This window comes from Xanthomonas sp. AM6 (assembly GCF_025665335.1).
GTDB lineage: Bacteria > Pseudomonadota > Gammaproteobacteria > Xanthomonadales > Xanthomonadaceae > Xanthomonas_A.
Map to the genome: position 1 here is coordinate 4,669,231 of NZ_CP106869.1, position 16,015 is coordinate 4,685,245.

At 73.1% G+C, this 16,015-nt stretch carries 9 protein-coding genes; 4 read left to right on the forward strand and 5 right to left on the reverse strand.

The window, feature by feature from the left end; genetic code table 11:
- Positions 1 to 473: 473 nt before the first annotated feature.
- The gene (zwf, locus tag OCJ37_RS20035) at positions 474 to 2,318 is read right to left on the reverse strand and encodes a glucose-6-phosphate dehydrogenase (RefSeq protein WP_263111433.1); all 1,845 of its coding nucleotides are present in this window, start codon (positions 2,316 to 2,318) and stop codon (positions 474 to 476) included.
- The gene (locus OCJ37_RS20040) at positions 2,315 to 4,105 is read right to left on the reverse strand and encodes a glycoside hydrolase family 15 protein (protein ID WP_263111434.1); all 1,791 of its coding nucleotides are present in this window, start codon (positions 4,103 to 4,105) and stop codon (positions 2,315 to 2,317) included. Before OCJ37_RS20040 ends, zwf begins: the two co-directional genes overlap by 4 nt.
- Positions 4,106 to 4,225: 120 nt before the next feature.
- Here OCJ37_RS20040 and OCJ37_RS20045 point away from each other — a divergent pair, with 120 nt between their 5' ends.
- A complete protein-coding gene (locus OCJ37_RS20045) occupies positions 4,226 to 4,936 on the forward strand; it encodes a response regulator transcription factor (RefSeq protein WP_263111435.1) in 711 nt (236 codons plus the stop codon).
- Here the strand turns inward: OCJ37_RS20045 and OCJ37_RS20050 are convergent.
- Positions 4,912 to 6,300 carry a sensor histidine kinase gene (locus OCJ37_RS20050; RefSeq protein WP_263111436.1) on the reverse strand — a complete coding sequence of 463 codons (1,389 nt, stop codon included), beginning with the start codon at positions 6,298 to 6,300 and terminating at the stop codon, positions 4,912 to 4,914. The genes OCJ37_RS20045 and OCJ37_RS20050 overlap by 25 nt on opposite strands.
- A 218-nt stretch (positions 6,301 to 6,518) precedes the next feature.
- On the opposite strand from OCJ37_RS20050, the gene OCJ37_RS20055 reads away from it, so the two are divergent.
- Complete coding sequence (locus OCJ37_RS20055) at positions 6,519 to 8,864, forward strand: YadA family autotransporter adhesin (RefSeq protein WP_263111437.1); 2,346 nt, start codon at positions 6,519 to 6,521, stop codon at positions 8,862 to 8,864.
- 62 nt (positions 8,865 to 8,926) lie between these two features.
- Positions 8,927 to 10,816 (forward strand): S8 family serine peptidase, encoded by a 1,890-nt coding sequence (locus OCJ37_RS20060; RefSeq protein ID WP_263111438.1) that lies wholly within the window; start codon positions 8,927 to 8,929, stop codon positions 10,814 to 10,816.
- Between the two features lie 210 nt (positions 10,817 to 11,026).
- Here the strand turns inward: OCJ37_RS20060 and OCJ37_RS20065 are convergent, their stop codons facing one another.
- Positions 11,027 to 14,341: an ankyrin repeat domain-containing protein gene (locus tag OCJ37_RS20065; RefSeq protein WP_263111439.1), complete on the reverse strand. Its 3,315-nt coding sequence runs from the start codon at positions 14,339 to 14,341 to the stop codon at positions 11,027 to 11,029.
- Positions 14,334 to 14,594: a YcgL domain-containing protein gene (locus OCJ37_RS20070; RefSeq protein WP_263111440.1), complete on the reverse strand. Its 261-nt coding sequence runs from the start codon at positions 14,592 to 14,594 to the stop codon at positions 14,334 to 14,336. Before OCJ37_RS20070 ends, OCJ37_RS20065 begins: the two co-directional genes overlap by 8 nt.
- A gap of 221 nt (positions 14,595 to 14,815) precedes the next feature.
- Here OCJ37_RS20070 and OCJ37_RS20075 point away from each other — a divergent pair, with 221 nt between their 5' ends.
- Entirely contained in the window at positions 14,816 to 16,015 is a 1,200-nt protein-coding gene (locus OCJ37_RS20075; protein ID WP_263113747.1) for a beta-ketoacyl-[acyl-carrier-protein] synthase family protein, read from the forward strand.

Consider the following 16,015-nt stretch of genomic DNA (forward strand, 5'->3'; position numbering starts at 1 on the left):
GCCGGGTGCGCTGTGAAAGGGGCCGGCCTTGGACCATCCCGCCCTGACAGGATCCGAAGCTGGCGAGTGTGCCGCTTCGTTCGTCGCGGCTGAAGCCGCTCCTACAGGGTTTGCGAGTGGCTGCAGCTCCTGTAGGAGGGGCTTCAGCCCCGACAGGATCCCGCAGCGGGTAATTCCACCGCCGCGTTTGTCGCGACTGGCGCCGCGCCACGGGGCTTGCGATCGGCTTGCCGGATGCGCTGTGGATGCTGCCTTGGGCCATCGGCCGTAACAGGTCCCGACATTCGATGACTCCCCGCTTCGTTCGTCGCGGCTGAAGCCGCTCCTACAGGGTTGCGAGCAGGTGGCTCGTGCAGCACTCGCGACCTGCGGTCCGGGTGCACTGTGGGAGGGACTTCAGTCCCGACTGCAGCCGGCGCTCGCCGCCGGCTGTCTTCGACATCAACTGCGCCAGCTCAGGAGACCATGACGGCTCAGCGCTTCGTCGCCGGGCGCTTGGCTGCGGTTGCGGTCGCCTTGTCTGCCGCCGGCTTGCCCGCCTTCGGCTTCTTCGCCACCCGCTTGCTCGCTTTTCCGGACGTGGACGCGCCGGCCTTCGTCGATGCGGCCGCCTTCTTGCCCGCCGAGGCCTTCGTCGGCGCGCCCGCCTGCCTGGACGATGCGGCCTTCTTGGACTTGGCCGCACCGGTCGCCCTGGCCTTGGAGGCAGGCTTGGCAGCGGCCGCGCGCTTCGCCGGCGCCGCGGGCCTGGCCTCGGCGCCGGCTTCGGCCGGTCGCCGCGGCGGGGGGCGGCGGCCGGCGGTCAGGGTGCGCCAGCTGTGCCCGCCGTTGAGCGCGAGCAGCGCGTCGGCGGCGGCCGGGCCGGCGCTGCCGGCGGGATACTGCGCCACCTCGTCGGCCGAGCCCTGCCACGCGTCGAGGATCGGCTGCACGATGCGCCAGGCCGCCTCGACCATCGTCGCGTCCTGGAACAGGCCGGCCTCGCCGTTCATGCAGTCCTGCAGCAGGCGCTCGTAGCCGACCGTGTATTCCTTCGGAAACCAGTCGCGGTAGCGGAAATCCATCCGCACCGGCGCCAGGCTCACGCGCGCGCCCGGGCGCTTGACGTCGAACTGCAGCGAGATGCCTTCGTCGGGCTGGATGTGCAGCACCAGCCAGTCGGGGCCGTAGCCGCCGATCTCGGCGCTGCGCAGCGGCGCCAGCGGCGCCGGCTTGAAGCGGATCGCGATCTCGGTGGTGCGCTCGCGCAGGCGCTTGCCGGTGCGCAGGTAGAACGGCACCCCGGCCCAGCGCCAGGTATCGACCTGCAGCTTCATCGCCACGTAGGTCTCGGTGTTGGAATCGGCCGGCACCGTGTCCTCCTCGCGGTAGCCGGGCACCGCGTTGCGCCCGATCGCGCCGGCCGCGTACTGGCCGCGCACCACGTCGCCCGGGGCCAGCGGCCGCACCGCCTCGATCACCTCGGCGCGCCGGCGCAGCATCGAGGCGGGGGTGAACGCCGCCGGCGGTTCCATCGCGATCATCGCCAGCAGCTGGAACAGGTGGTTGGGCACCATGTCGCGCAGGCAGCCGGTGGGATCGTAGAAGCCGCCGCGCCCTTCCACGCCGATGGTCTCGGCAGCGGTGATCTGCACGTGGTCGATGCGGTCGCGGTTCCACACCGGCTCGAACAGGCCGTTGGCGAACCGGAAGGCGAGGATGTTCTGTACCGTCTCCTTGCCCAGGAAATGGTCGATGCGGAATACCTGGTCCTCGTCGAGCACGCGGCCGACGATGGCGTTGAGGTCCTTGGCGCTCTGCAGGTCGTGGCCGAACGGCTTCTCCACGATCACCCGCCGCCAGCCGCCGTCGGCGCGCTGCTTGACCAGCCCGGCCGCGCCCAGCTGCTCGATCGCCGGGGCGAAGAAGCGCGCCGCGGTGGCCAGGTAGAACAGCACGTTGCCGCCGGTCTGGTACTGCGCGTCGTACTTGGCGATCACCTCGCCCAGCGCGCGGTAGGTGGCCGCGTCGGCGAAATCGCCGCGCAGGTAGTGCAGGCGCGAGCGCAGCCAGCCCCACACCTCTTCGTCCAGGCCGTCGGCCTTGAACTCGGCGTCGCGGTCGGCGATCAGGCCGTGCAGCGCGTTGCCGAGCAGCCGCCGCCAGGTGGTTTCGCTGATGTCGCCGTGGTCCACGCCGATCACCGCGAACTGGTCGGGCAGCGCGCCGCTGCGGCGCAGGTTGTACAGCGCCGGCAGCACCAGGCGCCGGGTCAGGTCGCCGCGCGCGCCGAAGACCACGATCAGGCAGGGCGGAGTCGCTTGCGTCGCATCGCTCATGGATGGGTTTCCTGTTCGCCGAGTAAGCCATGCAGGCGCAACGCGGCGTGGACCAGTGCCACGTGCGAGTAGCCCTGCGGAAAGTTGCCGAGCATGCGGCCGCTGCGCGGATCGTATTCTTCGGCCAGCAGACCGACGTCGTTGCACAGGCCGAGCAGGCGCTCGAACAGCGCGCGCGCCTGCGCGCCGCGGCCGAGCAGCGCGTAGTTCTCCACCAGCCAGAAGCTGCAGGCGATGAAGGTGCCCTCGCCCGCCGGCAGGCCGTCGCCGCTGGCATCGTCGGCGCGGTAGCGCTCGACCAGCCCGTCGATGCTCAGCTGCTGCGCGATCGCGTCGGCGGTGGCGGCCACGCGCGGATCGTCCGCCGGCAGGAAGCCGACCAGCGGGATCAGCAGGGTCGCCGCGTCCAGCCGCTCGCTGCCGTAGCTCTGCACGAAATAGCCATCGCGGTGCACGCCCTGCGCCAGCACCTGCGCATGCACTTCGTCGGCCAGGGCGCGCCAGTGCGCGCGCTGCGCGGCGTCGGCGTCGGTGACCCCGTCGCGCGCGCCGCAGTCGAACGCCAGCCAGGCCATCACCTTGGAATGCACGAAATGGCGGCGCTGGTCGCGGATCTCCCAGATGCCCTCGTCCGGCTCGCGCCAGCGCTGTTCCAGCACTTCCAGCAGCTGCCGCGCCAGCGAGCGGCCGTGCACCGCGGTCGGCATGCCTTCCTTGTGCGCGCGGTGGAAGGCGGCGATCACCTCGCCGTACACGTCGAGCTGGAACTGGCCGGCGGCGGCGTTGCCCACGCGCACCGGCAGCGCGCCTTCGTAGCCGGGCAGCCAGTCCACCTCCCATTCGGGCATGCGCCGCTCGCCGCCGATGCCGTACAGCGCCTGCAGCTGGTCCGGCGAGCCGGCCACGGTGCGTTGCAGCCAGCCATGGAAGGCGCCGGCCTCGTCGGAATAGCCGGCCGCGCGCAACGCGGTCAAGGTGAACACCGCATCGCGCAGCCAGCAGAACCGGTAATCCCAGTTGCGTTCGCCGCCCAGGCGCTCCGGCAGCGAGGTGGTGGGCGAGGCGACGATCGCGCCGGTGGGCAGGTAGCTCAGGCCTTTCAGCACCACCAGCGAGCGCCGCACCGCCTCGGTCCACGGGCCGGCGTGCACGCAGCGGTGCGACCAGCCGTGCCAGAACGCCTCGGTCTGCTCCAGCGCCTGTTCCGGCGCCAGCGGCGGCGGCAGTTCCAGGTGCGAGGCGCCGTGGCTGAGCACGAACCAGGTGCTGTCGCCGGCCTCCAGCGCGAACTCCGCCTCGGTGGCGAAGCCGTGGCCGTGCATCGGCTGCGGGCTGCGCAGCGCGATCTGGTCCGGGCCCGCGATCGCCTGCAGGCCGCCGTCGATCTGCGACACCCAGGGAATGGTGCGGCCGTAGTTGAAGCGCAGCTGCAGCTCCATGCGCAGCGGCACCCGCCCGCGCAGGCCGCGCACGATGCGCACCACGTGGTTGTGCGGGACGTTGTCCTGGCTGGCGACCATGAAGTCCAGCACCGCCACGGCGCCATCGTCGGTCTCGAACTCGGTCTCCAGCACCAGGCTGCCGTCGCGGTAGCGGCGCGTGCTGCGGAATTCGCCCTGCGGCGCGATCGACCAGCGGCCGTGCTCGGGGGTGCCCAGCAGCGCCGCGAACAGGGCGTCGGAATCGAAGCGCGGCAGGCATAGCCAGTCGATCGAACCGTGCTTGTCCACCAGCGCCGCGCTGCGGCAGTTGCCGAGCATGGCGTAGTCTTCGATGCGTGAAGCCATCCGGTCCGCCGTTCGCAGGGAAACCGCAAGTCTGGCAGCCCGTGCGTTTGCTTCACGTAAGGACCGGCGGCCGGCACCGGCAGGCGCAAGCGACCCGCTGCGGCTACACTGCGCCGGCGCATGAATGCTCATTCCGCTGCCGCCGCCCTGCGCGTCCTGGTCCTGGAGGACGATCCGATGCTGCGCGAGCGCATCCTGCTCCCGGGCCTGCGCCGTTTCGGCTTCGATCCCCGCGGCTGCGGCACCGGCGCCGAACTGCAGGCGCAGCTGCAGGCCGCTCCCACCGACATCGTCGTGCTCGACGTCGGCCTGCCCGATACCGACGGCTTCACCGTGGCCCGCGACCTGCGCCAGCGGCACCCCGGCATCGGCATCGTCATGTTGACCAGCCTGGGCCAGACCGAGGACCGGATCCGCGGACTCACCGGCGGCGCCGACGCCTACCTGTCCAAGCCGGTGGAGATCGACCTGCTGGCCGCGACCCTGCACAGCCTGACCCGGCGCCTGGTGCGCAGTCCGGCGCCGGAACCGGCGCGCGGACGCTGGCAGCTGAGCGAGGACGGCTGGTGCCTGCTGGCCCCGTCCGGCGCGGCCGCCGCCCTGACCGAGAGCGAGCGGCGCCTGTGCCGGCGCCTGCTCGAGCAGCCCGGCCTGCTGGTGCCGCGCGAAGCCTTGATCGCGGCGCTGACCGACCGCGTCTACGACTTCGACGCGCACCGGCTCGATTCCATGGTGCACCGCCTGCGCAGCAAGGCGCAGCGCCGCTGCGGCGTCGCCTTGCCGTTGGCGGCGGTGCACGGCAAGGGCTACATCCTCGATCCCTCCGGCTGAACGGGCGCCGCGCCGCCCATCGCATCCGCATCCGGCAAGGCGATGCGGAAACGGGTGCCCGCGCCGGGTTCGCTGTGCACCTGGATCCGCCCGCCGGCGCGCACCACCAGATCGCGCACCACCGCCAGGCCCAGCCCGGTGCCGCTGTCGGCGGGCTTGGTGCTGTAGAACGGCTCGAACGCCCGTGCCACCACGTCCGCCGTCATGCCCTGGCCATCGTCGGCGATCTCGATGACGGTCCAGCCGTCCTCGCGCGAGACGGCAATGTCGAAATGGCCGCGGTCGGCGATCGCATCGCGGCTGTTGGAGGCCAGATTCAACAACATCAGGTCGAACTGGCTGCGTTCGAAGCGGATCGGCGCCGCCGCCGCGGGCAGCTGGCAGCGCAACACGATGCGCGCTTCCAGCAACTGCCGCAGCATCGGCTGCAGCGCCGCCACCGCGGCGGCGGCGTCGAAGCGCTCGACGTGCTCGGGGTCGCGGCGGCTGAAGCGCAGCAGGCGGCGCACCACGGCCATGCCGCGCCCGGCCGACTCCTCCACCGCGGCCAGGCTGTCCTCCAGCTGCGCGATGCGCTCGGCGGCGCTGGCCGCGTCGTCGTCGTGGCGCGCGGCCGCGAACCCGGACATCACCGCCAGGATGTTGTTGAAATCGTGGGCCAGGCCGCTGGCCATGCGCTCGGTGATCTCGCGCTTCTGCGCGTGGATCAGCTGCGCCTGGGCGCGCTCGCGTTCCAGCATCTCCTGCTGCAGGCGCTGGCCGCGCGCGTTGGACTCGCGCAGGCTCTCGCGCAGCGCCTCGGTGGTGCGGTCCAGCAGCGCCGCCACCAGCAGGTAACTGAACAACACCGGCAGCACGTTGTAGAACGCTTGCGCCGGCGTGTCGGTCAGTTCGAGCAGCGCATCGTGGCCGACGCCGACGCCGAGCATCAGCAACAAGGCCGCAAAGGTCATCCACAGCGCGCGGCGCCCGAGCACGAGGCCGGCCAGGATCAGCATCAGCATCTGCGCCAACTGGTCCGGCAGCTGTTTCTGGAACCCATGGATGGCGGCATTGACCAGCAGCGAGCCGAGCATCGCCCCGAGCACCAGCCGCACGGCGCCGCGCAACGCGCCTTGGCGCACGCGCACGAAGCCGATGCCCGCGCAGACGCCGATCAGCAGGCTCATCGTCAGCGAGACGACCAGGCCCGGCGGCACCGCCTGTCCGCGCAACTGCGGCCACGCCAGCACCAGGGCCACCGCCAGCGTGGCCGGAATGGTCACCGCCAGGAACAGCAGCAGCAGCTGGATCACGCGCGCATTGCGCCGGTCCACCTCGTCGGTGAGCGGCGCCCGGCCGAGCCAGGTCCAGAACGATTTCACGATGCTGCCTTGCTCCGGACCTGGTTCAGTGAGATTTCGATGATGATCATGCGAGAACTTGCAGGTGACAAGCCAATGACCGCCGGCCTAAGTTCGTGTTACGGAACGCGCCCGGGGACGGCGGCGCGTCTCCCAGACCCCTCCTGACCGATGCGGAGGCGCTTGCGCGCCGCCGACGTCACCTTTTGCCTCGACGTTTCACGCAGCCAGAGATCGCCATGAACGAACGCACTGCCATGCGCGGCACCGCCGCCCGCCATCCGACCCGTCGCATCGTTGCCGGCGCAACGCCCACCCGCGGCCACAGCGTACTGGCATTGGCCTGCGCGCTGTGCCTGGCCACGCCGGCCATGGCGCAGGCCGCCAGCGCCGCAGCGGCGACCGCAGCGCAGGCCGCGGCGGCGACCGACGCGGCGCCGGCAGCCGCCGGCGGCGCCGACTTCTACCTGCAGGCCACCGGCAGCGACAGCAGCGACGCCGGCGCCTATGCCGACGGCGAAGAGGCGCTGGCGGCCGGCGAGGCCGCCTCCGCGGTCGGCACCGGCACCGTCGCGCTCGGCGCCGGCGCGGTCAGCTACGCCAATCATGCGCTGGCGGTGGGTCACAACAGTCTGGCCACCGAAATCTCCACCACCGCGGTCGGCGGCGTGCTCGACCTGGACTTCTCGTACGTGCCCGACGGCATGGTGATCCTGCAGCAGACCTCCGCCACGGGCGTTGCGGCGACCGCGCTGGGCGCCGGCGCCCAGGCCAGCGGCAAGTACAACGTGGCCGCCGGTGCCGGCGCGATCGCCAGCGATCGCTCCAGCGTCGCCGTCGGCGGCATCGTCGACGTGGGCGAAGACGGCTTCGGCTCCCAGGGAATGCAGTTGCAGGCCACCCAGGCCACCGGCCCGCTGTCCACCGCGCTGGGCGGCGGCGCGCTGGCCACCGCCTACAACGCGACCGCGGTCGGCGCGCTGGCCGAGGCCAGCTCCCAGCGCACCGTGGCCGTGGGTTCCACCGCGCTGGCCAACCAGTACGCCGCCGTGGCGGTGGGCGCGCAGAGCCAGGCCATCGCCGAGTGGGCGACCGCCTTCGGCAACGGCGCGCACGCCTGGGGCACCCGCAGCGTGGCGATCGGCCCGCAGGCCCTTGCGCAGAACGACAACGGCACCGCGCTCGGGCAGGGGGCGTTCGCCGGCGGCGTCGGCGCCACCGCGCTCGGCGACAGCTCCTGGGCCGGCGGCACCCGCAGCCTGGCGATCGGCGCGGCGATGGTGTGGAACGGCGATTTCTTCCGCGATGTCCCGGTGCTGTTCTACGACAGCATCGCCATGGGCACCGGCGCGGACGTGTTCGGCGACCAGTCGATCGCGATCGGCCCCGGCGCGCGTGTCGGCAACTCGCAGTTCGTGGACGACCGGCAGGTCATCACCAACCGCAGCGTGGCGCTTGGCGCCGGCTCGGTAGCCGAACGCGACAACACCGTGTCCATCGGCGCGGCGGGCGCCGAGCGCCAGCTCACCAACCTGGCGGCCGGCACGATGGATACCGACGCGGTCAACCTGGCGCAGCTGCGCAATGTCGCCGCCGCGTTCGGCGCCGGCAGCGTGGTCGACGCCAACGGCAACCTGATCGGCGGCAACTATCTGGTGCAGGGCACGCACTACACCGACCTGGGCTCGGCGATGGGGGCGATCGACACCGCGCTGACCGGATTCGACAGCCGCATCAACGCCATCGGCAGCTCTGGCAGCTCAGGAGGCATCAGTGTCGGCGGTGGCAGCGGCGGCGAGGTGACCGCGCCCAGCACCGGCACCGGCACCAATGCGGTCGCGGTCGGCTCCGGCGCCACCGCCAACGGCGAAAACGGCCTGGCGATGGGCGCCGAGGCACTGGCCTATGGCCCCAACGACACCGCAGTCGGTGCCAATGCCAAGGTCAACGCCGACGGCAGCACCGCGGTCGGCGCCAACGCCCGCGTCGCGGCGGTCGCGACCAACGCGGTGGCGGTGGGCGAGAGCGCCAGCGTCGGTTCCGCGTCCGGCACCGCACTCGGCCAGGGCGCATCGGTCACCGCGAACAATGCGGTCGCTCTGGGCCAGGGCTCGGTCGCCGATCGCGCCAACACCGTCTCGGTGGGCAGCAGCGGCAACGAACGCCAGATCGCCAACGTCGCCGCCGGCAGCGCCGGCACCGATGCGGCCAACGTGGCGCAGATGCGCGCCGGCGACAGCGCCACCCTGAGCAGCGCCAATGCCTACACCAATACCCGCATCACCGCGCTAGACGACAGCTTCGAGCAGCTGCGCACCGACACCGAACATCGCCTGGACGGCATGGACCGGCGCATGGACAAGCTGGGCGCGATGAGCGCGGCGATGCTCAACATGGCAGTCAACGCCGCCGGCACGCAGAGCCCGCGCGGGCGCGTGTCGGTCGGCGCCGGCTTCCAGGGCGGCCAGCAGGCGCTGTCGATCGGCTACGCCAGGAAGATCGGCGCGCGCGCCTCCTTCAGCCTGGGCGGCGCCTTCAGCAGCGGCGAGTCCTCGGCCGGCATCGGCGTGGGCCTGGACCTGTGACCCGCCGCGGCGCCGCGCGCCTCGGTTCTTTCCTTACACCTCTTCATTTCTAGGATCTGCAGATGACGTCCTCCAACACGCTCGCCGCCGCGCTCGCCGCTGTCCTGTTTGCCGGTGCCGCGCAGGCGGCTTCTCCCACCATCCGCCTGGGCGGCGTGCGCGGCCCGACGCCGCAAGCGGCCACGGCCACCGACCTGGGCCAGCGCTTCATCGTCAAGACCCGCGAGGGCGGCACCCATGCGCGCAGCCTGCTGGCCACCACCCTCAGCAGCGCGGTCGCGCGCAGCGGCATGCAGCGCGCCAAGAGCGCCAGCGCCGGCGTGCCGGCGCGCAGCGCAGTCAGCGCCAAGGTGTTGCGCGACATGGCGGTGCCGGGCTGGCACGTGGTGCAGACCTCGCGCCACCTCAGCGACAGCGAGCGCACCGCCTTCATCAACGAGCTCAAGGCCGACCCGTCGGTGCTGACGGTGCAGGTCGACCGCCTGTACCGGCGCCTGGACGAAGCCAGCGTGCGCCTGCCGGCCGCCATCGCGGCCGCCGCCTCCACCACCCCCAACGATCCGGCCTACGCCCAGTTGCAGTGGAACTTCCACAACCCGGTCGGCGGGGTCAACGCCGAGCAGGGCTGGACCCGCTCCACCGGCCAGGGCGTGGTGGTGGCGGTGATCGATACCGGGGTGGTGCAGAACAATCCGGACCTGGCCGCCAACGTGCTGCCGGGCTACGACATGATCACCGACCATCGCGTCTCGCGCCGCGACAGCGACGGCCGCGCCCCCGGCGGCTACGACCTGGGCGACTGGGTCGAGGCCGACTACTGCACCGCGCTCGGCGCGTCCGGCAACGCCCCGGAGCCGAGCTCCTGGCACGGCAGCCATGTCTCCGGCACCATCGCCCAGGTCACCAACAACAGCCTGGCCACCGCCGGCCTGGCCTACAACGCCAAGATCCTGCCGGTGCGCGTGCTCGGGTCCTGCGGCGGTTTCGGCAGCGACATCGCCGACGGCATGCTGTGGGCCGCGGGCCTGCCGATCGCCGGCCTGCCGACCAATCCGAATCCGGCCGAGGTGATCAACATGAGCCTGGGCAGCGGCGGCCCGGATACCTGCCCGCAGATCTACCAGGACGCGATCGACCAGATCAACGCCAAGGGCACGATCATCGTGGTCGCCGCCGGCAACTCCAACGCCAACGCAGCCACCTACACCATGTCCTCCTGCAACGGTGTGATCAGCGTCGGCGCCTCGCGCGTCAACGGCGGCCGCGCCAGCTACTCCAACTACGGCACGCGCGTGGACATCGCCGCGCCGGGCGGCGGCGGCGACGTCGACGGCGATCCGAACGGCTACATCTTCCAGGTGCTCAACGGCGGCACGCAGGGCCCGACTGGCGACTGGCAGATCGGCGGCATGGCCGGCACCTCGATGGCCTCCCCGCACGTGGCCGCCGCGGTGGCGATGGTGCAGAGCGTGGCCGCGACCCCGCTCACCTGGACCGGCATGCGCGACCTGCTGCGCGCCAGCGCGCGGCCGTTCCCGGTGGCGATCTCCACCACCACGCCGATCGGCGCCGGCATCCTGGACGTGGACATGCTGCTGCAGATGGCGACCACGCCGCCCTGCCAGCCGTCGGACAGCAGCTGCGTGCCGCCGACCAAGACCCTGACCAACAAGGTCGAGATGAGCGGTCTCGGCAGCCAGGGCGGCGACGCGCTGTACAGCTTCCAGGCCGAGGCGGGCAAGGCGGTGAGCTTCATGACCTTCGGCGGCACCGGCAGCGTCGCGCTGTACGCCGCGGCCGGCAGGGTGCCGACCAGCAGCAGCTACGATGCGCGCTCGGTGCGGGCCGGCAGCACCACCCAGACGATCCGCGTCACCCCGTCCAGCGCAGGCACGTATTACCTGCGCCTGTCCGGCAGCTACAGCGGCCTGACCCTGGTGGTGCGGCAGTAAGGCGGCAAGCGGCGGCGTGGGTCGCCGCCGCGCCGGCGTGCGCGGGAGGAACCACCATCCCGCGTACGTATCGAAGGATCGATCGGCCCGCCGTCCGGCGGGCTTTTTTTCGGGGCGCCGCAACGGAAGCGACGCCGCGCGACTGCCGCGCCGGCGGATTCGCGCATGCGCACGCGCCAGGCACGCGGCGCAGCGCGCCGACCGCCGCCGTCAGCGGCTTTCGCGCAGGAACCGGGCCATCGAGGACACCCCTGGCAGTGCCGGCTGGAACTGGCCGGCGACGTCGACGAAGCCGCGCATCACCGCGATCTCGCGCGGGGTCCGGTTCAAGGTGTCGCGCAGGTCCGGGTCGGCGCCGGCGCGCAGCAGGCGCTGCACCAGCAGCGGCAGGCCGTGCAGCGCGGCCAGGTGCAGCGGGCCGAAGCCGCGCGGGTCCTGCACGTCCAGGCTCACGTCTTCGTCGAGCAGGCGCTCCACCCCGGCCAGCACCACCGGCTCTTCGCAGGCGGTGCCCGGTTCGGCGCGCGCGCCGAGCAGCAGCAGCAGCGGGGTCACGCCGCCGGCGGCGCTGCGGTCGGCCTCGGCGCCGGCCAGCAGCAAGGTGTCCAGCAGCGCCAGCAGGCGCGACTTGTCGCGCGCGGTGAAGCCGTACAGCGCGGCGCAATGCAGCGGCGCCAGCTGCTGCGCATCGCCGGCATGCACGTCGGCGCCGGCCGCCAGCAGGCGTGCGGCGATGTCCGGCAGGCCCAGCGCACAGGCCAGCATCAGCACGGTGACGCCGCCGGGCAGGCGCTGCTCGATCTGCGCGCCGGCCGCCAGCAGCGCGGCGACGATGTCGGTCTGGCGCATGCTCACCGCCGCCGACAACGGCGTGGCGCCGCTGCCCGCGGCGTGCTGCAGGTCGGCGCCGCGCGCCAGCAGCAGGTCCACCGCCGCGGCATGGCCGCCGCCGGCGGCGCGCAGCAGCGCGGTGCAGCCCTGCGCGTCGACCGCATCCACCGCCAGGCCCAGATCGATCAGGCGGCGGATCGCATCGGCGTCGCCGACCATCGCCGCGGCCGGCAGGTCGGCCTCGCGCAGCGGGCGCCGCGGCAACGGCCAGATCCGCCAGTCGAGCCAATCGGCCAGGTCGCGGCGGCCGCTGGCCAGGGCCACGCCCAGCGGGGTCTGCCCGTCGGCGGCGCGCGCCTCCGGCGAGGCGCCCTGCTGGATCAGCAGCTTCAACGAGGCCTCGCGGCCCAGCGCGGCGGCCAGGTGCAGTGCGGTCATGCCGTGGCTGTCGCGCGCCTCGCGGTCGGCGCCGCGTTCGAGCAGCTGCAGCTGCAGGCGCAGCCAGCCCAGGCGCACCGCCAGCGACAGCGGCGGATCGCCGGCCGGCGACGGCGCGAACGGATCGGCGCCGCGCTCGAGCAGGTCCAGCGCGAACTGCTCCAGCGCGCGCGAGGCATGGTCGTGCTGGGCGCAGGCGGCGAGCAGCCGGGTCAGGCCGCCGCGGCCGGCCGGCGACACGCCGTGGCGCAGCATCGCCTGCAGGCTGGGCACCGCCTCCACGCCGCGCGAGAGCAGCGCGAACATCGGCGTGTCGCCACAGGCGTCGAGCACTTCCGGCGCGGCGCCGTGCGCCAGCAACCAGTCCACCGCCTGCGGGTTCAGCGCCAGGTGCGGATCGTGCAGCAGCGCACCCAGTTCCTCGGCCGCGCACAGCCGCGCCAGCGCCGCCAGGCCGTCGCGCTGGCCCAGTTGCAGGCCTTCGCGCAGCAGTTCCAGCGGCGGCCGGTCGGGCAGGCTGGCGTGGCCGACCTCGCCCTGGCCGTCGCTGACCGCGGCCGGCAGCGGATAGTCCGGATCCAGCGCGGACACGATCGCCCAGCGCCCGGCCTCGGCGGCCAGGTCGACCGCGCGGCGCCCGCCGTGGTCCGGCTGCGCGGCCGCGATGCCCAGCTCCAGCAGGCGCCGGATCAGCCCCGGCGAGACCTGGTCGGCGGTGCAGGCCAGCAACACCGCGTTGCGGCCGTCGCCGTCGACGGCGGTCAGGTCGGGCTTGTGCGGCAGCAGGTGTTCGAGCACCGCGACGCGGCCGTGGCGCGCGGCTTCCAGCCACGGCGTGCGGCCCAGCGCGTCGCGCGCTTCCAGGTTGGCGCCGGCGCCGAGCAGCGCATCGACGATCTCCACGTGCCCGGCCTGCGCCGCTTCGTGCAGCGCGCTGCGGCGCTGGCGGTCGCGCGCGTCGACCCGCGCCTTGTGCTTGAGCAGCAGCTGCACGCCGGCCGGATCGTCCTCCTCGGTGCCGGCCGCGGCCAGCAGCACCGGGCTGCCCTCGGCCGGTTCCGGCTTGGCGCCGCGCTCGAGCAGGAACTTGGCCATGCGCCAGTTGCCGACGTGGCAGGCCACCGCCAGCGGGGTCAGGCCGTCGCGGTTGAGCGCGTCCAGCTCGGCGGCGGCATCGCGCAGCAGCGCGGCCACGCCCGGATCGGAACTGCGCGCGGCATGGTGCAGCGGGGTGTTGCCGTCGCCGTCGCTGGCGCGCGGGTCGGCGCCGTTGGCGAGCAGGGTCATCACCGCCTCGGGGCGGCCGTGCCAGCTGTCGCGGGTCGCGGCCAGCAGCGGGGTCATGCCCAGGTGCGGCTGGTTGACGTCGACGCCGCGCACGATCAGCTCGCGCAGCAGGCGCAGGTCCGGCAGCACCGCGGCCAGCACCGGCAGGCTGCGCTGGTCGCGCCAGTCCGGCGCCGGCAGCGCGTGCGGGTCGGCGCCGGCCTGCAGCAGTTGCAGCGCACGATCGACGCGGCCGCCGCGCGCGGCGTCGTACAGCGCCGCGTGCAGTTCGTCCGGCGCCGGCGCCGCCTCGTCCTCGCGCGGCGCGGAGGCCGCGCTCAGTTCGGCGAACAGGTCCGCCGAGGAAGCCGGCACCGCCAGCGTCTGCGGCGCGGCCACGCGCTGCAGCAGGGCATGCAGCAGCGGCGACAGCAACGCATAGGCCAGCGCCAGCGGCCAGCGCGCGGCGGCGGCCAGTAGGCCCGGCCACGCCAGCAACACGCCGATCCCGGCCAGCACCAGCACCAGCGCCGCCACCGCCAGGCCGCGCCAGGCCTGCACGTCCTGCTGCGCCAGCGCCTGCCAGCGCGCGCCCAGCGGGCCGCCGGCGCACTCGCTGCCGTGCCACAGCGGCCAGGTGCGCCACAACCCCAGCAGCGCCGCGCTGGCGGCCACGCTCAGCGCCAGCGCCGCGGCCAGGCTGCCGCTGTCGCGCAGCGCCGCCAGCGGCCAGGCCACCAGCAACGCGACCAGGCCCAGCCCGCCGGCCCACAGCGCCAGCAACGGCAGCAGTTCGCGGCCCAACGCCTGCGCGCTGGCCGGCCGCGGCCGGCTGCCGCGCTGCCAGGACAGCGCCAGCGCGAACGCCGGCTGCGCCAGCCAGGCGCCCAGCGCCGCGGCCAGCGGTCCGACCCCGGCGACCAGCGCCAGCAGCGCGCCCAGCGCCGCGGCGATCCAGGGAGCGCGCGCGCGGAAGGGGGAGTCAGTCATCGTGTCGATCGGTCCGGCCGTCGGGGAGCGGCGGCAACTGCAGATGGAAGCCGCAGCCGGCCAGATTCGCGCGGACCGCGGCCGGGTCGGTGCGGGCCAGGGTGCGCTCGGCGGTCAACGCCACCTCGAGCACGAACCCCAGCGGCTGCAGCGACGCCAGCAGCGCCTGCGGCAGACAGCCGAAGTCGTCGCGCTTGGCGAGGTAGAGATAGGTGTCCGGCTTGCGTTGGCTTTTGTAGACGTAGGCTTGCATGCCCGTGGCGTGCGCCTGGCGTGGAAAGGCAAGCGATTGTGGAGGAAATGCGCCAGCGGCGAAAGCGCGCGCCCTGCGTTGCATTTATAAATGCATGCGCCATGCCCGTTCACGTTCAGCGTGGGCGCGTGCGCTTCACGGCTTCGCGCACCGCGTCGATATACTCCTGCGATTCATCCTCTACGGAATATCGCGTGACCGAAGCGTCCCCGTCGCCCCGCATGGCACCCGTCGCGATTCGTGCATACACCGCGACCACCGCGCTCGGCAGCGGGCTGCAGGCCCAGGCCACGGCGCTGCGCGACGGCCGCAGCGGCCTGCGCCGCAACGATTTCGGCGCGCAGCCGCTGCCCTGCTGGATCGGCCGCGTGGACGCGCTGGAAAGCCTGCCGCTGCCGTCGGCGCTGGCCGACTGGGAATGCCGCAACAACCGCCTGGCGTGGCTGGCGCTGCAGCAGGACGGCCTGCGCGAGGCGGTCGCCGCCGCCGCGCAGCGCCATGGCGCCGAGCGCGTGGCGGTGGTGATGGGCACCTCCACCTCCAGCATCGGCGCCAGCGAGGAGGCCTATACCCGGCTCGAGCACGATGCCGAGGGCGCGCGCTTTCCCGCCGACCTGGAGCGGCCGATCGTGCATACGCCGCACTCGCTGGGCGATTTCGTGCAGCACGCCACCGGCCTGCGCGGGCCGTGCATCACCGTCGCCACCGCCTGTTCGTCCAGCGCCAAGGTGTTCGCGCAGGCGGCGCGGCTGATCGCCGCCGGGGTGGTGGATGCGGCCCTGGTCGGCGGCGTGGACACCTTGTGCGGCAGCGTGCTGTTCGGTTTCAACGCGCTGCAGCTGGTGTCGCCGGAACCGTGCCGGCCGTTCGACGTGCGCCGGGTCGGGCTGTCGCTGGGCGAAGCCGGCGGCTATGCGCTGCTGGAGCGCACCGACGCGGCCGCGGCGCCGCCGGCGCTGGCGGTGCTGTGCGGCTACGGCGAATCCAGCGACGCGCACCACATGTCCGCGCCGCACCCGCAGGGGCTGGGCGCGCGCCTGGCGATGGGCGCCGCGCTGCGGCGCGGCGGGGTGGAGGCGGCCGAGGTCGGCTACCTGAACCTGCACGGCACCGCCACCCCGGCCAACGACAGCATCGAGGCCGCCGCAGTGGCGGCGCTGTTCCCGGCCACCCTGCACGCCAGTTCGACCAAGGCCTGGACCGGGCATACCCTGGGCGCGGCCGGCATCGTCGAGTCGGTGTTCGCGCTGCTCGCGCTGCGCGAGGGCCTGCTCCCCGGCACCCTCAACAGCGACCAGCCCGATCCGGAGTGCGGCCCGCAGATCCGCTTCGCCGCTGCCCACGCACAGGTCCGTTACGCGATGAACAATTCCTTCGGCTTCGGCGGCAACAACTGCTCGCTGCTGTTCGGCCGCGCATGA

Excerpts from the sequence above, each read along its gene's own strand:
- zwf (WP_263111433.1), bottom strand. The coding sequence starts at position 2,318 with ATGAGCGATGCGACGCAAGCGACTCCGCCCTGCCTGATCGTGGTCTTC.
- OCJ37_RS20055 (WP_263111437.1), top strand. The coding sequence starts at position 6,519 with ATGAACGAACGCACTGCCATGCGCGGCACCGCCGCCCGCCATCCGACC.
- OCJ37_RS20070 (WP_263111440.1), bottom strand. The coding sequence starts at position 14,594 with ATGCAAGCCTACGTCTACAAAAGCCAACGCAAGCCGGACACCTATCTC.
- OCJ37_RS20065 (WP_263111439.1), bottom strand. The coding sequence starts at position 14,341 with ATGACTGACTCCCCCTTCCGCGCGCGCGCTCCCTGGATCGCCGCGGCG.
- OCJ37_RS20045 (WP_263111435.1), top strand. The coding sequence starts at position 4,226 with ATGAATGCTCATTCCGCTGCCGCCGCCCTGCGCGTCCTGGTCCTGGAG.
- OCJ37_RS20075 (WP_263113747.1), top strand. The coding sequence starts at position 14,816 with ATGGCACCCGTCGCGATTCGTGCATACACCGCGACCACCGCGCTCGGC.
- OCJ37_RS20040 (WP_263111434.1), bottom strand. The coding sequence starts at position 4,105 with ATGGCTTCACGCATCGAAGACTACGCCATGCTCGGCAACTGCCGCAGC.
- OCJ37_RS20060 (WP_263111438.1), top strand. The coding sequence starts at position 8,927 with ATGACGTCCTCCAACACGCTCGCCGCCGCGCTCGCCGCTGTCCTGTTT.